This is a genomic window from Enterobacter cloacae complex sp. SHL001 (assembly GCF_049236825.1).
GTDB lineage: Bacteria > Pseudomonadota > Gammaproteobacteria > Enterobacterales > Enterobacteriaceae > Enterobacter > Enterobacter hormaechei_C.
Genome location: NZ_JBMKIP010000003.1, coordinates 120,962 through 137,256, shown reverse-complemented (window position 1 = coordinate 137,256; position 16,295 = coordinate 120,962). Strand labels below are relative to the sequence as shown.

Annotated in this window: 14 protein-coding genes; 8 read left to right on the top strand and 6 right to left on the bottom strand. The window is 59.5% G+C overall.

Annotated elements, in window-relative coordinates; genetic code table 11:
- Positions 1-15 precede the first annotated feature (15 nt).
- The 6 genes from fdrA to ACOTYH_RS09970 all read left to right on the top strand — a co-directional run bounded on the left by fdrA (position 16) and on the right by ACOTYH_RS09970 (position 7,755).
- Positions 16-1,557: an acyl-CoA synthetase FdrA gene (gene fdrA / locus ACOTYH_RS09995; RefSeq protein WP_086626581.1), complete on the top strand. Its 1,542-nt coding sequence runs from the start codon at positions 16-18 to the stop codon at positions 1,555-1,557.
- Entirely contained in the window at positions 1,557-2,972 is a 1,416-nt protein-coding gene (locus ACOTYH_RS09990) for a DUF1116 domain-containing protein (protein WP_058689516.1), read from the top strand. The genes fdrA and ACOTYH_RS09990 overlap by 1 nt, the downstream gene beginning before the upstream one ends.
- A gap of 11 nt (positions 2,973-2,983) precedes the next feature.
- Positions 2,984-4,564, top strand: a complete 1,581-nt coding sequence (locus ACOTYH_RS09985) for a hypothetical protein (RefSeq protein ID WP_015571646.1) — start codon at positions 2,984-2,986, stop codon at positions 4,562-4,564.
- The gene (locus tag ACOTYH_RS09980) at positions 4,561-5,517 is read left to right on the top strand and encodes a carbamate kinase family protein (RefSeq protein ID WP_047055938.1); all 957 of its coding nucleotides are present in this window, start codon (positions 4,561-4,563) and stop codon (positions 5,515-5,517) included. Before ACOTYH_RS09985 ends, ACOTYH_RS09980 begins: the two co-directional genes overlap by 4 nt.
- Position 5,518: 1 nt before the next feature.
- Positions 5,519-6,898 (top strand): amidohydrolase family protein, encoded by a 1,380-nt coding sequence (locus tag ACOTYH_RS09975; RefSeq protein WP_421637724.1) that lies wholly within the window; start codon positions 5,519-5,521, stop codon positions 6,896-6,898.
- A gap of 125 nt (positions 6,899-7,023) precedes the next feature.
- Complete coding sequence (locus ACOTYH_RS09970) at positions 7,024-7,755, top strand: class I SAM-dependent methyltransferase (protein WP_163305786.1); 732 nt, start codon at positions 7,024-7,026, stop codon at positions 7,753-7,755.
- On the opposite strand, the gene ACOTYH_RS09965 is transcribed toward ACOTYH_RS09970, so the two are convergent.
- The gene (locus ACOTYH_RS09965) at positions 7,752-8,354 is read right to left on the bottom strand and encodes a short chain dehydrogenase (RefSeq protein ID WP_017382759.1); all 603 of its coding nucleotides are present in this window, start codon (positions 8,352-8,354) and stop codon (positions 7,752-7,754) included. The genes ACOTYH_RS09970 and ACOTYH_RS09965 overlap by 4 nt on opposite strands.
- Positions 8,355-8,451: 97 nt before the next feature.
- Here ACOTYH_RS09965 and ACOTYH_RS09960 point away from each other — a divergent pair, with 97 nt between their 5' ends.
- Together ACOTYH_RS09960 and ACOTYH_RS09955 are read left to right on the top strand one after the other, a co-directional pair.
- A complete protein-coding gene (locus ACOTYH_RS09960) occupies positions 8,452-9,339 on the top strand; it encodes a LysR family transcriptional regulator (RefSeq protein WP_015571641.1) in 888 nt (295 codons plus the stop codon).
- Positions 9,340-9,359: 20 nt separating this feature from the next.
- Positions 9,360-10,541 carry a PLP-dependent aminotransferase family protein gene (locus ACOTYH_RS09955; RefSeq protein WP_017382758.1) on the top strand — a complete coding sequence of 394 codons (1,182 nt, stop codon included), beginning with the start codon at positions 9,360-9,362 and terminating at the stop codon, positions 10,539-10,541.
- Between the two features lie 26 nt (positions 10,542-10,567).
- Here the strand turns inward: ACOTYH_RS09955 and ACOTYH_RS09950 are convergent, their stop codons facing one another.
- The 5 genes from ACOTYH_RS09950 to ACOTYH_RS09930 form a co-directional block, all read right to left on the bottom strand.
- Positions 10,568-10,933, bottom strand: a complete 366-nt coding sequence (locus tag ACOTYH_RS09950; protein WP_015571639.1) for a HigA family addiction module antitoxin — start codon at positions 10,931-10,933, stop codon at positions 10,568-10,570.
- Positions 10,934-10,943: 10 nt separating this feature from the next.
- Positions 10,944-11,243 carry a type II toxin-antitoxin system RelE/ParE family toxin gene (locus tag ACOTYH_RS09945; RefSeq protein ID WP_421637723.1) on the bottom strand — a complete coding sequence of 100 codons (300 nt, stop codon included), beginning with the start codon at positions 11,241-11,243 and terminating at the stop codon, positions 10,944-10,946.
- 250 nt (positions 11,244-11,493) lie between these two features.
- Complete coding sequence (locus ACOTYH_RS09940; protein ID WP_017382757.1) at positions 11,494-12,693, bottom strand: HlyD family efflux transporter periplasmic adaptor subunit; 1,200 nt, start codon at positions 12,691-12,693, stop codon at positions 11,494-11,496.
- Positions 12,674-14,866 carry a type I secretion system permease/ATPase gene (locus ACOTYH_RS09935; protein ID WP_017692801.1) on the bottom strand — a complete coding sequence of 731 codons (2,193 nt, stop codon included), beginning with the start codon at positions 14,864-14,866 and terminating at the stop codon, positions 12,674-12,676. The genes ACOTYH_RS09940 and ACOTYH_RS09935 overlap by 20 nt, the downstream gene beginning before the upstream one ends.
- A complete protein-coding gene (locus ACOTYH_RS09930) occupies positions 14,863-16,266 on the bottom strand; it encodes a TolC family outer membrane protein (protein WP_023295304.1) in 1,404 nt (467 codons plus the stop codon). Before ACOTYH_RS09930 ends, ACOTYH_RS09935 begins: the two co-directional genes overlap by 4 nt.
- Between the last annotated feature and the right edge of the window lie 29 nt (positions 16,267-16,295).

The following is a 16,295-nucleotide window of genomic DNA, read 5'->3' as shown; positions in this document are numbered from 1 at the left end:
AAACAGGTGAAAATAATGCCAACCAAAATCGTCATAAAAAAGAATACGTATTTCGATTCGGTTTCCTTAATGTCGGTTTCCACCAAAGCCAATAAATTGCCGGGCGTCGAGCAGGCGTTTGTGGCGATGGCGACGGAAATGAACAAAGGGGTATTAAAAAACCTCGGGCTATTAACGCCGGAATTAGCGGACGCGAAAAACGGCGACCTGATGATCGTTATTAAAGGCGACGCGGCGAATGAGGAAACCCTCGCCGCCATTGAAGCGTTATTCACGCGTAAAGAGCGCACTGGCTCCCATGAAGCACGCTACGCGACGATTGCCAGCGCCAAAACCCATCGTCCGGACAGCAACCTTGCGGTGATTTCCGTCAACGGCACCTTCGCCGCACGGGAAGCGCGCCAGGCGCTGGAAAACGATCTTAACGTGATGCTGTTCTCCGATAACGTATCGCTCGACGACGAGCTGGCGCTGAAGCAGCTGGCGCATGAAAAGGGTCTGCTGATGATGGGGCCAGACTGCGGCACCGCCATTATCAACGGCGCGGGGCTGTGCTTCGCCAATGCGGTGCGTCGCGGGCAGATTGGCATCGTTGGTGCCTCCGGCACCGGCAGCCAGGAGCTGAGCGTGCGCATTCACGAGTTCGGCGGCGGCGTGTCGCAGCTGATTGGCACCGGCGGACGCGATCTCAGCGAGAAGATCGGCGGCCTGATGATGCTCGATGCCATCGACATGCTGGAGGCGGACGACGCGACCCGGGTGATAGCGCTCATCTCCAAACCGCCTGCACCCGCGGTGGCTGAGAAAGTACTGGCCCGGGCACGCGCCTGCCGCAAGCCTGTGGTTGTGTGCTTCCTGGGCCGCAACGAACCGCCTGCCGATGAAGACCGTTTACAGTTTGCTCGTGGCACCAAAGAGGCGGCCCTGAAAGCGGTGCTGCTTACCGGCATTAAAAAAGACACCCTGGATTTACATCCGCTCAACTGGCCGCTAATCGAAGAGGTACGCGCCCGCCTGACGCCGCAGCAGAAGTACATTCGCGGCCTGTTCTGCGGCGGCACCCTGTGCGACGAAGCGATGTTTGCCGCGCTGGAGAAGTTTGACGATGTTTACAGCAACATCCAGCCGGACCCGGCCAGGCGTCTGAAAGACATCAGCGTCAGCCAGACCCACACCTTCCTTGATTTCGGTGACGATGACTTCACCAACGGCAAGCCACACCCGATGATCGACCCGACCAACCGCATCAGCCGCCTGCTACAGGAGGCGCGCGATCCGCAGGTGGGGGTGATCGTGATGGATTTCGTGCTTGGCTTTGGCGCGCATGACGATCCGGTTGGGGTGATGATCGAGGCGATCAAAGAGGCACAGGCGATCGCGAAAGCCGACAACCGTCCGCTGGAAATTCTCGGCTACGTGCTCGGCACCGATCAGGATCCGCAGTCGTTGGCGCAGCAGTGCCAGCTGCTGACTGACGCAGGCGTCATCTGGGCCAGCAGCAGCACCAATACCGGATTACTGGCACGCGAATTTGTCTGCAAAGGGGAGAGAGCATAATGACGACCTTATTCAACCAGCCGCTGAACGTGATTAACGTCGGGATTGCGATGTTCAGCAACGACCTCAAAAAACAGCACGTTCCCGTGACCCAGCTCGACTGGACGCCGCCGGGGCAGGGCAATATGCAGGTGGTGGACGCGCTGGATCGGCTGGTGGAAAAACCGCTGGCGGAGAAAATTGCCGCCGCGAACAAAATTGCCCTTGAGCGGATTATTCAGTCCCATCCGGTGCTGGTGGGCTATGACCAGGCCATCAACGTGGTGCCGGGCATGACCCGCACGACCATTCTGCACGCCGGTCCGCCTGTTACCTGGGAGAACATGTGCGGGGCAATGAAGGGTGCGGTCACCGGGGCGCTGGTGTTTGAAGGGCTGGCGAAAGATCTGGACGATGCGGCAAGGATCGCCGCCTCCGGAGATATTACGTTCTCGCCTTGCCACGAGCATGACTGCGTGGGCTCGATGGCGGGCGTCACCTCCGCGTCGATGTTTATGCACATCGTTGAGAACAAAACCTACGGCAACCGCGCCTTCACCAACCTCAGCGAGCAAATGGCGAAGATCCTGCGCATGGGGGCTAACGACCAGAGCGTGATCGAGCGCCTGAACTGGATGCGCGACGTGCTCGGCCCGATGCTGCGCGACGCAATGAAGATTATCGGCGAAATCGACCTGCGCCTGATGCTGGCCCAGGCGCTGCACATGGGCGACGAGTGCCACAACCGCAACAACGCGGGCACCACGCTGCTTATTCAGGCGCTGACGCCGGGGCTGATCCAGGCGGGCTATCCGGTGGCGCAGCAGCGTGAAGTGTTCGAGTTTGTCGCCAGCAGCGACTACTTCTCCGGTCCGACGTGGATGGCGATGTGTAAGGCCGCGCTGGATGCCGCCCACGGCATTGAGTACAGCACCGTCGTCACCACCATGGCGCGCAACGGCTACGAGTTCGGCCTGCGCGTTTCCGGCCTGCCGGGGCAGTGGTTCACCGGCCCGGCGCAGCAGGTGATCGGCCCGATGTTCGCGGGCTATAAGCCGGAAGACTCCGGGCTGGATATCGGCGACAGCGCGATTACCGAAACCTACGGCATCGGCGGCTTTGCAATGGCGACGGCCCCGGCCATCGTTGCGCTGGTGGGCGGCACGGTGGAGGAAGCCATCGATTTTTCTCGCCAGATGCGCGAAATCACCCTCGGCGAAAACCCGAACGTCACCATTCCGCTGCTGTCGTTTATGGGCATCCCGACCGCCATCGACATCATGAAGGTTGCGGGCAGCGGCATTCTGCCGGTCATTAATACCGCCATTGCCCACAAGGACGCCGGGATCGGCATGATTGGGGCGGGCATCGTTCACCCGCCGTTTAGCTGTTTTGAAAAGGCGCTGTTAACCTTCCGCGATCGCTACGTTCTATAAGGTATGCATCCATGAAAAACATGAAACTGGAGTGGAAAAGAGGTGACTGGGCAGCTTATTTCGGGTTGATGACCAACAACCTGACCAATTTGCTGACCATGATGGGGCTGCTCATTTTTGTCGTCGGCATCCCGAAGGAGATTGTTTATGGACGCATCGCGCCAGCCTTCGGGCTGGCGGTGCTGGTGGCGAGTCTTTGCTATACGTGGTTTGGCCTGCAAATGGCGCGCGCCACCGGACGAACGGACGTCACCGCGCTGCCGTCCGGCCCAAGCGCGCCGTCGATTTTTACCGTGACCTTCCTGGTCTTAATGCCGGTTTACCAGCAAACCGGCGATGCGGATTTCGCGATTCAGATTGGCCTGGTGTGGTGCTTTGTGGAAGCGATGATCCTCGCGGGCGGTTCCTTCCTGGGGGAAACCATCCGCAAGATGATCCCGCGTACCGTGCTGCTGTCGTGCCTGTCCGGTCTTGGCCTGCTGCTGCTGGCGATGAACCCGATGTTGCAGGCGTTCGAAGCGCCGACCGTGTCGTTTATCGTCCTGCTGCTGATCTTCATTAACTGGTTCGGTAAAAAGCCGATTTTTGCCAAAATCCCGACCGGCCTGCTGCTGTTAATTGCCGGTACTCTGCTTGCGTGGATCTCCGGCCTGCAAAGCCCGGATGCCATTAAAGCGTCCATGTCATCATTCGGCTTTAACCCGCCAGAAGTGCACGTGGACAGCTTCATGCAAGGACTGCCGCACGCGCTGCCGTATCTGGCGTCCGCCGTACCGCTGGGGCTGGCGAACTACATCTTTGACCTGGAGAACATCGAAAGCGCCCACGCGGCGGGGGATGAATACCCGACCCGCAAGGTAATGCTGGCGAACGGTCTGGCCTCGATGCTCGGCTGCCTGATGGGCAATCCGTTCCCGGTCACGGTCTACGTCGGCCATCCTGGCTGGAAAGCGATGGGCGCCAGCATCGGCTACACCCTGGCGTCCGGCGTGACCATGTTCATCGTGCCGCTGTTCGGGCTGGGGGCCTTTATGCTCGCCATCATACCGATGACCGCCATCGTGCCGATTCTGGTGTTTATCGGCGTCGTCACCGCCAACCAGGTGGTGAGGGAAACCCCGAAAGTGGAGGTACCCGTCATCTTCATCTGCCTGTTCCCGTGGATCGCCAACTGGGCGCTGACCATGATGAACAGCGTGATGAGCGCGGCGGGGACCAGCGCGGCGAAAATCGGCACCGACGTGCTGCACAGCAAGGGGATCTACTACGAAGGCCTGATGCATCTCGGCAACGGCGCGCCGCTCGCCAGCATGCTTTGGGGCTGTATCGCCATTTTCGCCATCCTCAACAAACCGCTGCGGGGGGCCGTCGCGGCGGCCGGTGGAGCGCTGCTGGCGCTGTTTGGGGTGATCCACGCGCCGGTGGTGGGCTTTGCCGAGGGCAGTTCCCTGATGTTCGTCACGGCCTACCTGATGATGGGCGGGATGTTTGTGGTGAAGCATGTGCTGGATACCTCTGTTAATCCCCCTCTCCCTGTGGGAGAGGGCCGGGATGAGGGCACCAGAACGCACCTTCTAAAGGAAACAAAATGAAAGAGCTTATGGTCGTCGCCATCGGCGGCAACAGCATTATCAAAGACAACGCCAGCCAGTCGATTGAGCATCAGGCGCAGGCGGTCAAAGCGGTGGCAGAGTCGGTGCTCGAAATGCTGTCCTCGGACTATGACATCGTGCTCACCCACGGCAATGGCCCCCAGGTGGGGCTGGATCTGCGCCGCGCCGAAATCGCCCACGAGCGGGAAGGGCTGCCGCTGACCCCGCTGGCAAACTGCGTGGCGGATACCCAGGGCGGGATCGGCTACCTGATCCAGCAGGCGCTCAACAACCGCCTGGCGGCGCGCGGGGAACAAAAAGCGGTCACGGTCGTCACCCAGGTGGAGGTGGATAAAAACGATCCTGGTTTTACGCACCCGACGAAACCCATCGGCGCGTTCTTCAGCGAGGCGCAGCGCGACGAACTGCAACTTGCGCACCCGGACTGGCATTTTGTTGAGGATTCAGGCCGGGGGTATCGCCGCGTGGTGGCTTCACCGCAGCCGCGGCGCATCGTTGAGTCGGATGCCATCAAGGCGCTGACGCAGAAAGGATTTGTGGTGATCGGCGCGGGGGGCGGAGGCATTCCTGTGGTGCGCAGTGAACAGGGCGATTACCAGAGCGTGGACGCGGTGATAGATAAAGATCTCTCCACCGCGCTGCTGGCGCGCGAGATCCGCGCCGACGTGCTGGTGATCACCACCGGCGTGGAGAAAGTGTGCATCCACTTCGGCAAGCCGAATCAACAGGCGCTGAGCACGGTGAACGTGGCGCAGATGACGCGCTATATGGAAGAAGGGCATTTTCCGGCGGGCAGCATGTTGCCGAAAATCGTCGCCTCGCTGGAATTTTTACGCCATGGCGGCAGGCGGGTGATCATTACCTCGCCGGACTGCCTGCCCGCGGCGCTGCGCGGTGAAACGGGTACCCACATTATTAATGAAGGAAGATAAGATGAGTGAGAATAAAAGCCGCCGCGAGTTTATCAGCCAGAGCGGCAAAATGGCTACCGCCTGCGCGCTGTTTGGCGCCACGGGTTCCGTCGCGTATGCTGCCGATTCTGCAAAGGCAACCTGCGAGACGGGTAAACCGATGAACATCACCGCAAAACATTACTATCTCGACAACGTGCTGCTGGAAGCCGGGTTTAACTTCGACGGCAGCGTGGCGACAAGTACCCGCACCGAGCTGAAAACGCTGGAAATCAAAGACGGGAAAATCTTCGCCCTGCGCGACAACAACAGCCACGCGGACGCGACCCTGCCGCACTTCGACGCGGGCAAAAAGCTGATGCTCCCGGCGATGCGCGACATGCACATCCATCTGGATAAAACCTTCTACGGCGGCCCGTGGCGCTCCCTGAACCGTCCGGCGGGCACCACCATTCAGGACATGATCCGCCTGGAGCAGAAGCTGCTGCCGGAGTTACAGCCCTACACGCAAGAACGCGCCGAAAAGCTGATCGACCTGCTCCAGTCCAAAGGGTCAACCATCGCCCGCAGCCACTGCAACATAGAGCCGGTTTCCGGCCTGAAAAACCTGGAAAATTTGCAGGCGGTACTGGCGCGCCGGGGCGCAGGCTTTGACTGCGAAATCGTTGCCTTCCCGCAGCACGGCCTGCTGCTGTCTCATTCTGAAAAGCTGATGCGCGAGGCGATGCAGGCGGGGGCGCATTACGTGGGCGGGCTGGACCCGACCAACGTCGACGGCGCGATGGAGAAATCCCTCGACACCATGTTCCAGATTGCGCTGGATTATGACAAAGGGGTGGATATCCATCTGCATGAAACCAGCCCGGCGGGCGTGGCGGCGGTGAACTACATGGTACAAACCGTGGAGAAAACGCCGGCGCTGAAGGGGAAGCTGACCATCAGCCACGCCTTCGCCCTGGCGACGCTTAACGAGCAAGAGGTGGATGAGATCGCCACCCGCATGGCGGCACAACAGGTGACCATCGCCTCCACCGTGCCGATTGGCACTCTGCACATGCCGCTGAAGCAGCTGCGTGATAAAGGCGTGTTTGTCATGACCGGTACCGACAGCGTGATCGACCACTGGTCGCCGTACGGTCTGGGGGACATGCTGGAGAAAGCCAACCTCTATGCACAGCTCTATATTCGCCCGAATGAGCAGACGCTTTCGCGTGCGCTGGGCATCGCCACCGGCGACGTACTGCCGCTGAACGACAAAGGCGAGCGCGCGTGGCCGAAAGCGCAGGATGACGCCAGCTTTGTGCTGGTGGATGCCTCCTGTTCCGCCGAGGCCGTGGCACGCATCTCTCCGCGTACCGCGACGTTCCATAAGGGGAATCTGGTCTGGGGCTCTGTGGGCTAATGTGGTGCCGGGTGGCGCTGCGCTTACCCGGCCTACGGTTCGGAGATTTTGTAGGTCGGGTAAGGCGAAGCCGCCACCCGACAATGCAGTATACTGCTATGCACATTCTTAAAGAGGGATCTGCCATGGCACAAAACATCTACGACAATCCGGCGTTTTTCGAAGGCTACGCTCAGCTTCCGCGCTCGGTGCAGGGGTTGGACGGCGCGCCGGAGTGGCCTGCGCTCAGGGCGATGCTGCCGGATTTAACCGGCAAATCGGTTATCGATCTTGGCTGCGGCTATGGTTGGTTCTGCCGCGCGGCGCGTGAGCTGGGCGCGTCTGACGTCACGGGCGTGGATATCTCCGAAAAGATGCTCGCTCGCGCAGTGGAGCTCACCGCCGATCCACAGATTCACTATCAGCGTAGCGATCTGGAGTCTCTCAAGCTCAACGAGAACAGCCTCGATCTGGTCTACAGCTCGCTGGCGCTGCACTATCTGCCGGAACTGAACACATTATTTGCCCACGTTCAACGCGCGCTTAAACCCGGCGGTTGCCTGGTCTTCTCAATGGAGCACCCGATTTACACCTGCGCCTCCCGTCAGGGCTGGCTGACGGACAACCGCGGCGAGCGGTTCTGGGGCGTGAACCATTATCAGGACGAAAGCCAGCGCGTCAGCAACTGGCTGGCAGACGGGGTGATTAAATACCACCGTACGCTGGGCACCACGCTTAACGCGCTGATCAAGGCCGGATTAACAATAAGCGAAGTCAATGAGTGGGGACCAACGCAGGCGCAAATTGACGCCTGGCCCGCGCTGGCAGAAGAGGCAGAGCGCCCGATGCTGGTGCTGATCGCCGCCCGTAAGGCTTAATAACCGACTTTATACACCCGCCCGCTCTGCACCCCTTCGACGCTGCGGCGGTAAGCCTGCGCAACGGTCGCGGCGGGAACGCTTTCAAAGCCCGGGAAGAAGCCGTCGTACGCTTCGGCGGATTCGGTCAGCACCGTCGGGCTGATCAGATTAATGCGAATACCGCGCGGCAGTTCACAGGCCGCGGCGCGCACAAACCCTTCCAGCGCGGCGTTAACCGTGGTGGCATTCACACCCTGGGCAATCGGCTCGTGCGCCACAATCCCGCTTATCAGCGTAATCGAGCCACCTTCGTTCAGGTAGTGCTGGCCGGTCAGCGCCAGACGAACCTGCCCCAGCAGCTTATCCTGCAAACCCTGGTTGAACTCGCCGTCGGTCATGGTTGAGAGCGGGCCGAAGTGCAACCCTCCGCTGGCGGAGACAATCGCATCCACCGGACCGATCTTTTTGAACAGCGCCTGCACGCTCGCCTGCGAGGTGATATCCACCTGATGATCGCCCTGCGTGCGACCCACGCGGATCACCTCGTGGCGACGGCTTAGCTCTTCTGTCACAGCACGACCGACGGTACCGCTGGCACCAATAATGACGATTTTCATAGCAGACTCCTTATGTTGTGAGCCTTCATTCTTTAATAAATAAAAATTCAGATAAACTGGGATGATGTTAGAAGATTACTAACCAGAGGTTCGTAATATGGATAAGCTTCGCGGCATGGAGACGTTCATCGCGGTGGTGGAAAGCGGCAGCTTTACCGGCGCGGCGGCCCGGCTGGAGATGTCGGCGGTAATGGTCGGGAAGTATATTGCGCAGCTGGAATCGCAGCTCGGTACGCGGCTGCTGGAGCGCAACACCCGTCGCCAGAGCCTGACGGATGCCGGACGCGTTTATTTCGAAGAGGCCAGGCGCGTGCTGGAGCAGGTCTCGATTGCTGAAAACGCGGTTGAGCGTCTGCGAGCCACACCCGCCGGCACCCTGCGCGTGACGGCGCCTACCTCGTTTGGCGGCTGCGTTATCGCGCCTCTGACGGCCACGTTTTTGCAGCGTTACCCGGAAGTGCGCATCGAACTGGATCTCACCAACCGAATGGTGGATCTGGTAGAGGAAGGGGTCGATCTGGCCATTCGTATCGGTGAGATCCGTAATGAGGATCTGGTGGCGAAATACCTGTGTCCCTACAACATGGTGATCTGCGCCGCGCCGGATTATCTGGCGCGTCACGGTACGCCGCAAACGCCAGCCGATCTGGTGGATCACCTGTGCCTGTCGCACACGGTCTGGACGGCGCGTAACGAGTGGCGGCTGCCGGGAGTGGAAGGCGAAGTGCGCTGGAAGCGTGATGCCGTCTTACGATGCAATGACGGCTACGGCTTACGCATGGCGGCGCGAGCCGGGGCGGGACTCCTGCTGCAACCGGAAGTGTTGGTGGCGGAAGAGCTGGCGAGCGGCAGGCTGGTTCGGGTTCTGGAAGCGTTTACGCCCGCGCCGAGGCCGGTGCATTTACTGTGGCGTCAGGATTTGCGGCCGCTGCCTAAGCTAACGGAATTTATTGCCCATATTCTGCTAAGATTGGGCACAATATAAAAAAAGAAGGTAAGTAAAGAATGTCTGCAAACAAACTCGCCAGCAGCGCGCAGGGCCTGCAATCCTCTGCCATCCGTGAATTATTAAAACATAGCAAAATGGCAGGCGTGATTTCGCTGGGTGGCGGTATTCCAAATCCGGACCTGTTCGATCATGAGGGTTTAAAAATCGCCGCTGATGCCGTGCTTTCTCAGCATTTTGGCGAAGCGTTCCAGTATGGCCTGACGGAAGGCGTCCCGGGGCTGCGCGAAGAGATCCAACGCATCTGTGAAGGTCGCGGCATCGCCTGTAAAGCCGATGACGTGGTCATTACTTCCGGCTCGCAACAATCGCTTGACGTGCTGGCGCGGGCGTTAATTAACCCGGGCGATACGGTCGTCGTGGAGCGGCCTACCTACCTCGCCGCGTTGCAGGTCTTTGGCCTGGCGCAGGCGAATTTTGAATCCGTCGGCACCGACGGTGACGGCATGAAAGTGGATGAACTTGAAGCGCTGGTAGCCACCAAAACCATCAAAGCGGTTTATATCGTGCCAACCTTTGGTAACCCGGGCGGCGTGACGCTCTCCGAAGCGCGTCGTAAACAGCTGGTGGAATTATCGAAGCGCTATGACTTCGTGATTATCGAAGACGACCCGTACAGCGAGATCAACTACACCGACGAAGCGTTCCGCCCGCTGATTGCTCATGCCAAAGATATCGGCAATGAGGATAACGTGGTGTACACCTCCACCTTCTCTAAAATCCTCGCGCCGGGCACCCGCGTGGGCTGGGTGCTGGTGCCGGAGTGGCTGAAGCGCGCGGTGGTGAACCTCAAGCAAACCACCGATCTGCACACCAGCACGCTGTCGCAGCTGATGACGTACGAGTATCTGAAAACCGGTCGTCTGGCGAATCAGATTAAAATGATCCGCGAAGCCTATCGCCAGAAATACCAGACCTTTGCAACGGAACTGGAAGCGGAGCTGGGCGATGTGATGTCGTTCCACAAGCCAAAGGGCGGCATGTTCCTGTGGGCGAAAATGAACAACGGCATCAATACGACGAAATGGCTGGAAAAAACGTTGAGCAACGGCGTCGTGTTTGTGCCGGGTGAGTTCTTCTACTGCAACGAGCCGGACCATACCACGCTGCGCATGTCTTTCGTTACCCCAACGGATGAGCAGCTTAAAGAAGCGGTTCGACGCCTCAAAATTTCCCTGTAACAGGGTGCGCATAATGGCAGATGCCGTTATGCGCTGTTCCCGTGCAGGGTAACGTCTGGCTTGCCGGATTTTCGCTTCGCCATGACTTCCGCCACGGTTTTTATCCGGCTTAACTCCTCCTGCGTGCGGGAGTTAGATTGCGCTTCCCAGATATCAACGTTTAGCTGTAAGTTCAGCCAAAATTCAATAGTGGTATTAAAGGCTTTTGCCAGTTTGATCGCCATATCGGCAGTAAGTTTGCGATTGTTATTGACCAATGCGCTTACGGTATTGCGGTGTACATTTAGCATCTCTGCCAGATCGTTGATTTTCAGATTGAGCGGTTCAAGATACTCATACTGCAACACCTCGCCCGGCGTGGTGGGTTTGCGGAGTGCCTGTTGAAGTGTCATAGGTGATGCCTCACTTGTGTTGCGTGTACTTGTGTGGAGAGAGATAGAGATCGTCTGCTTTTCCCTCTGACCAGCGAAATACAAGCCTGTATTGTCTGTTTACCCGGATAGAGGAATATCCCTTCAACGGAGGACTCAATGCTTCATACATATCGCCCGGTGGCGATCGTAAATCCAGGTGCGACATGGCCGCATTGATGATGTCGAGCTTTCTTGCAAGCGCTGTTTCCAGATTCAAAGGGATAACATTGCTCGATCTCCCGTAGAGAAAAAAATCCTCAAGCCATTGATCCCGAAAATGATTAATCATAATGCTGGTAAGCTCCAGTCCTTGAAGCTGAGTGGATAGTAATGCACTCCTGCACTGTGCGCAAGTGCGTTTTGTCTTCGAGTAATATTACCCTGGTCATGGCTGAAGGGAAGTGTGATGCATGACTAAAGGTTAATTCTTCGAGGCGGATTCCACGTCTTGCGTGCGGATTAATGCCCGGCGGCGCTGCGCTTGCGCGGGCCTGCGAGAATGTAGGCCGGGTAAGGCGCAGCCGCCACCCGGCGTTTGACTACCGCTCCCTCAGCGCCTCCTTCGCCCGGTTAAACGGTTTGATCATATAATCCAGCACCGTTTTCTCACCGGTCTTGATATCCACCGTCGCTATCATCCCTGGCACGATCGAGAAGTGTCTGCCCGCCTTATTCACCAGATAATCCTGGCTGGTACGGATAAACACCCGGTAATAGAACACCTCCGGCTTCGCTTCGTCCTGAATAGTGTCCGGCGAAATGGTCTCCACCACCCCGTGTAGCCCACCGTAAATCGCGTAATCGTAGGCGGTGATTTTCACCAGCGCCTCCTGATTAGGGTGGATAAAGGCGATATCCCGCGGCGAGAGGCGGGTTTCAATCAGCAGGTGATCGTCCACCGGCACAATTTCCATCAGCTCACCGTTGGGCGGGATCACACCGCCAATCGTTGTCACTTTGATGTTTTTCACGATCCCGCGCACCGGAGACTTCACCGTCAGACGGGTAACGGAATCCTCGCGGCCTTTCAGGATCGCTGACACCATATCCACCTCGGCGTTGGCCTTCGACAGCGCTTCACGGGCCTGCACGTAATACTGGGAACGCACGTCGGTGAGCTTCAGCTCCAGGTCGCTTTTCTGCCGTTGCAGGCGCAGCACTTCCACGTGGCTGGCGGCCCCGGTTTTCACCAGCCGCTGGGTGATCGCCAGCTCTTTGTTCGCGAGATCTAACGCGGCGCGCAACTCCCGCTGGGTATCCTCAAGCTGGGCGCGGCGCGAGTTGTAGAGCCGCGTTTCAGCGGCGGTCAGGTCGGTCCATTTCGCCAGGGACGGCGGGAATTTGAGCGGCAGATCGTTCACCTCGGCATACAGACGCGCGCTGGAGGCCAGCGATGCCCGGTAACGCGCCGCGCTTTCGCCGACGTTGGATTCCGAGCGGGTAGGATCCAGCCGCGCCAGCACCTGTCCGGCCTGCACCTGATCCCCTTCGTGCACGTTCAGCTCGGTGAGGATCCCCCCATCCAGCGACTGCAATACCTGCTCGCGTGAGCTGGGGATCACTTTCCCGGTGCCGGTTGAGACTTCGTCCAGCACCCCGAACCACGCCCAGACGCCAAGCACCACAAACATCAGCAGGGAGAAGAAAACAATGCGCCGGGCACCGGTATAACCGCTTTCTGAGTCGAGCGCGTTATCCAGATCTTCTACTGCGGCAACGTCACGCTGACTGATTTTCATTTTTCCACTCCCGTCCGGTTGCCTGCTGCTGTTGCTGCATACGGCTGTTGTTCAGCGCCTGGGCTTTTGGCGCGTCCATCACCAGCATGCCATCTTTGAGTACCACCACGCGCTCCACCAGCTCCAGCACCGGCACGCGGTGGGTCGCGACAATCAGCGTGCGGTTGCCAAGCCACGCCCCGAGGCGCTGAATAAATTCCCGCTCGGTATGCTCATCAAGGGAAGCGGTCGGTTCGTCCATCAGCACGATATTCGGATCGCGCAGTAGCATCCGTGCCAGCAGGATGGACTGCCGCTGCCCGCCGGACAGCCCGACGCCGTTCTCCATAATCGGGTAATCCAGCCCCTTCGGCAGCTTCTGCACAAAGCTGGCCGCGCCGCACATCTCCAGCACCTCGAAGATCTCTTTATCGGTGGCGCGCGGCATGCCGAGCGTGATGTTCTCGCGCAGGGTGCCGTAAAACAGCCGGGCGTTCTGGGTCATAAAGCCGACGTTTCGCCGCACGTCAGCCACGTCCAGATGCGGCAGGCTAAGGTTGTCGAGCCGCAGTTCACCGCCCGCCAGATCCATCCCGCCCGCCATCGCCTGCAACAGGGTTGATTTGCCCGCGCCGTTGCGCCCGAGGATCGCCACTTTCTCGCCCGCTTTGATCTCCAGACGGTTAATGCGCAGCGCCATACGCGGATCTTCCGGGTGATAGCGAAACTGCGCCTGCTCGAACAGGTAATGTCCGCGCAGCACGTCCTGACGGATCGGCGTCTCTTCGCGCTGATTCTCGGTCGGCAGCTGCATAATGCTGTCCAGCCCCTCTTTGGCCGCCTTCACCTGCTGCCAGCGGGCCAGCACGCCGCACAGCGTCGCCATCGGGGCGATCATCCGTGAGGCGAGCATTGAGGCGGCCACCACTGAACCGGTGGTTAAGGTGCCGTCGATCACCATCGGCGCGCCCACCACGATCACCCCGGCATACACCAGGCTCTGAATGGTCATCCCCCAGCTGATCAGGTTCTGGGTCAGCTCGCGGGTGCGCAGGCCGGATTCAGCGGTGATCTGGATATAGCTGTTCCACTGCTGCAAAAAGCGGTTCTCCGCCTGCATCAGCTTGATGTCCTCCAGCCCCTGCACGCTCTCCACCAGCACCGCGTTGCGCAGGGTTGATTCATGCGCCGACTGCTTCGCCAGCTCCGCCAGCTTCTTTTGCAGCAGCAGGCCAGGCAGGACCATGATCACCGCCGCCACCGGGGCGATCCACGCCAGCTGCGGAGCGATGATCGCCAGCACAATCACAAACAGGATAAAAAACGGCAGATCGACGATGGTGGAGATGGTGGAGGAGGTGACCATCTCGCGGATCTGCTCCAGCTCGCGCAGCTGGGAGATAAAGCTGCCGGTGGATCGCGGAATGGCGCTGTGGCGCAGCCGCAGCGCGTGGCCGAACACCCGATCCGAGACGCGCAGATCCGAGCGTTTACCCAGCAGATCCATAATGTGTCCGCGCGCCACGCGCAGCACAAAGCCAAACAGCGTGGCGATCAGCACCCCGATGGTCAGCACATAGAGCGTCGGATAGGACTGGGCGGGGATCACCCGGTCATACACCTGCATGGAAAAGACGATGCCCGAGAGGGAGAGCACGTTAATGAACAGTGCCGCCAGCATCACCCAGCTGTAAGGGCGAAGGTCGCGCATCACCAGCCGGTAGAGCCAGTCCGGGCGGTATTTTGAGATATAGGCATCCACGCGGCTGTCCTTCAGCGCCGCCAGCGGACGCAGGGCGATGACGTGGCGGATGGCAGGCAGCATCGCGCTCATCGACAGGCGGTTGGTGTGCGTGCTGTCGTCGAAAAAGCTGACCTCAAGCGTATCCTCGCCGTCGAAATTGTCGATCACGCCGATTTTACCGTCGTTCAGCTCCACCACCACCGGCAGACGCCAGCTGTTGATAGCGTGCTGATCGGCCGTCAGCAGCTGGAATGTCAGCCCGGCTTCACGGGCGAGCTGCGTCAGCGCGGGCACCATCGGTTTGCCTTTCAGCCACGGCGCGCCGGCGATCAGCGAGCCTGGCGAGCAGGCAACGCGATAGCGCGTCGCCACATAGCCAAACGCCTGCGCCCACTGCTCCAGCGCCTCATCCGTCATGTTTTCACCCTGCGGAATATCGCGTTGCTTCATGGCTGGATCTCCACGGTCTGGATGGTGCGGTTTTCAAGATCGAACGCGTGACGCAGGCGCCCGGTGTTGTACAGACAGTTGAGCTGAAGCTGATGCAGCTGTCCGGCGGTTTGCTGTTGGGTAAAGCGCGCCTGATACACCTCCTGCTCGGCGTTGAGCACGTCGAGCAGCGGGCGGGAACCGAGATCGAGATACTGCTGCTGATACAGCTCGCGGGTGCGGGCGCTGAGCGCTTCCTGACGGCCCTGGATCTGAAGCGTGCTCATCAGGCTCATCACCTGGCTGCGCGCTTCCAGCAGTTTTTGCCGCACCTCAAGACGGGTGCGCTGGATGGTGGACTGGGCGGATTCCACCGCGTGTCCGGCGGCGTTACGCCGGGCGGTGAGGCCGCCGCCCTGATAGAGCGGCATCTGCACTTTTACCCACGCGGAGTACTGGGTGCGGTCCCGCGTTTCGTTGCCGGCGTAGCGGTCGTTCAGGTAGTGACGAACTTCCGGCTCCAGCGAAACGGTAGGGGTCATTTGCGCGTTGGCATAGTCGAGATTAGCCTGCGCGACGTTGGCCTGCGCCCAGGCCGCTAATACCGAGGGCACCAGACGATCGTCCGGCTCGGCGATGTCGCAGCTGCGGGCCAGACTCTGCGGAAAGTCATTGCTGACCGCGTTCAGGCTGTCCCAGCCCAGCAGGCTCATCAGCGTGGCGCGCGAGCTGTCGAGGCTGGCCTGATACTGCATCAGCTGCGCACGCGCCCCTTCGATGCGGGCGTCGGTCTGCACCACGTCAGAGAGTGACGTTGCGCCTTCATCATTACGTTGTTTCGTCAGGGTGCCGATGGAGGACAGGGCATCCAGCTGTTCTTTGGCGGTCTCGACCATCTGCTGCCAGGTCTGCACCTGCACCATGGCGATGGCGGTATCGTGGGCGATGGTGTCGATGCTCACCAGCACGTTGGCCTGCTGCTGGGCGACGCCCGCGTTTTCCGCGCGTACCTGGCTTGCGACTTTGCCGAAGTCGTAAAGCATTTGCGAAAGAGAAAGCACCAGCGAAGGGGTAAAGCCATTATCGTCACCGTCGTGGCTATAGCCGTTATCCATGCCGGCGTTAATTTGCGGATAATATTTCGATTTGGCGACGTCCACATTTTCGCTCTGCTGATAAAGTTTGCCGACGGCTTCACTGATGGCCGGATGCCAGGTCACGGCGCGGTTAACCGCTTCATTCAGCTGTAGCGTGCCGGGGGCGGCTTTGCTGGCTACGGGCGCCACGCGACCATTTAAAGAGGGGAGTTCCTGCGTTTCGCTTAATTGTCCGGTATTAATCATCGCCGCAGGGTTTGCCGCGATAGCGGGCACAGATATCAGGCAGCACGAGAGCCACCAGTAAGGCATCTTCTTTCCCATGTCTTGTCCCTAATAAAAAAGTACTGCTT

Excerpts from the sequence above, each read along its gene's own strand:
- ACOTYH_RS09975 (WP_421637724.1), top strand. The coding sequence starts at position 5,519 with ATGAGTGAGAATAAAAGCCGCCGCGAGTTTATCAGCCAGAGCGGCAAA.
- ACOTYH_RS09945 (WP_421637723.1), bottom strand. The coding sequence starts at position 11,243 with ATGATTAATCATTTTCGGGATCAATGGCTTGAGGATTTTTTTCTCTAC.
- ACOTYH_RS09985 (WP_015571646.1), top strand. The coding sequence starts at position 2,984 with ATGAAAAACATGAAACTGGAGTGGAAAAGAGGTGACTGGGCAGCTTAT.
- ACOTYH_RS09935 (WP_017692801.1), bottom strand. The coding sequence starts at position 14,866 with ATGAAGCAACGCGATATTCCGCAGGGTGAAAACATGACGGATGAGGCG.
- ACOTYH_RS09965 (WP_017382759.1), bottom strand. The coding sequence starts at position 8,354 with ATGAAAATCGTCATTATTGGTGCCAGCGGTACCGTCGGTCGTGCTGTG.
- ACOTYH_RS09955 (WP_017382758.1), top strand. The coding sequence starts at position 9,360 with ATGTCTGCAAACAAACTCGCCAGCAGCGCGCAGGGCCTGCAATCCTCT.
- ACOTYH_RS09930 (WP_023295304.1), bottom strand. The coding sequence starts at position 16,266 with ATGGGAAAGAAGATGCCTTACTGGTGGCTCTCGTGCTGCCTGATATCT.
- fdrA (WP_086626581.1), top strand. The coding sequence starts at position 16 with ATGCCAACCAAAATCGTCATAAAAAAGAATACGTATTTCGATTCGGTT.
- ACOTYH_RS09950 (WP_015571639.1), bottom strand. The coding sequence starts at position 10,933 with ATGACACTTCAACAGGCACTCCGCAAACCCACCACGCCGGGCGAGGTG.
- ACOTYH_RS09980 (WP_047055938.1), top strand. The coding sequence starts at position 4,561 with ATGAAAGAGCTTATGGTCGTCGCCATCGGCGGCAACAGCATTATCAAA.
- ACOTYH_RS09940 (WP_017382757.1), bottom strand. The coding sequence starts at position 12,693 with ATGAAAATCAGTCAGCGTGACGTTGCCGCAGTAGAAGATCTGGATAAC.
- ACOTYH_RS09990 (WP_058689516.1), top strand. The coding sequence starts at position 1,557 with ATGACGACCTTATTCAACCAGCCGCTGAACGTGATTAACGTCGGGATT.
- ACOTYH_RS09970 (WP_163305786.1), top strand. The coding sequence starts at position 7,024 with ATGGCACAAAACATCTACGACAATCCGGCGTTTTTCGAAGGCTACGCT.
- ACOTYH_RS09960 (WP_015571641.1), top strand. The coding sequence starts at position 8,452 with ATGGATAAGCTTCGCGGCATGGAGACGTTCATCGCGGTGGTGGAAAGC.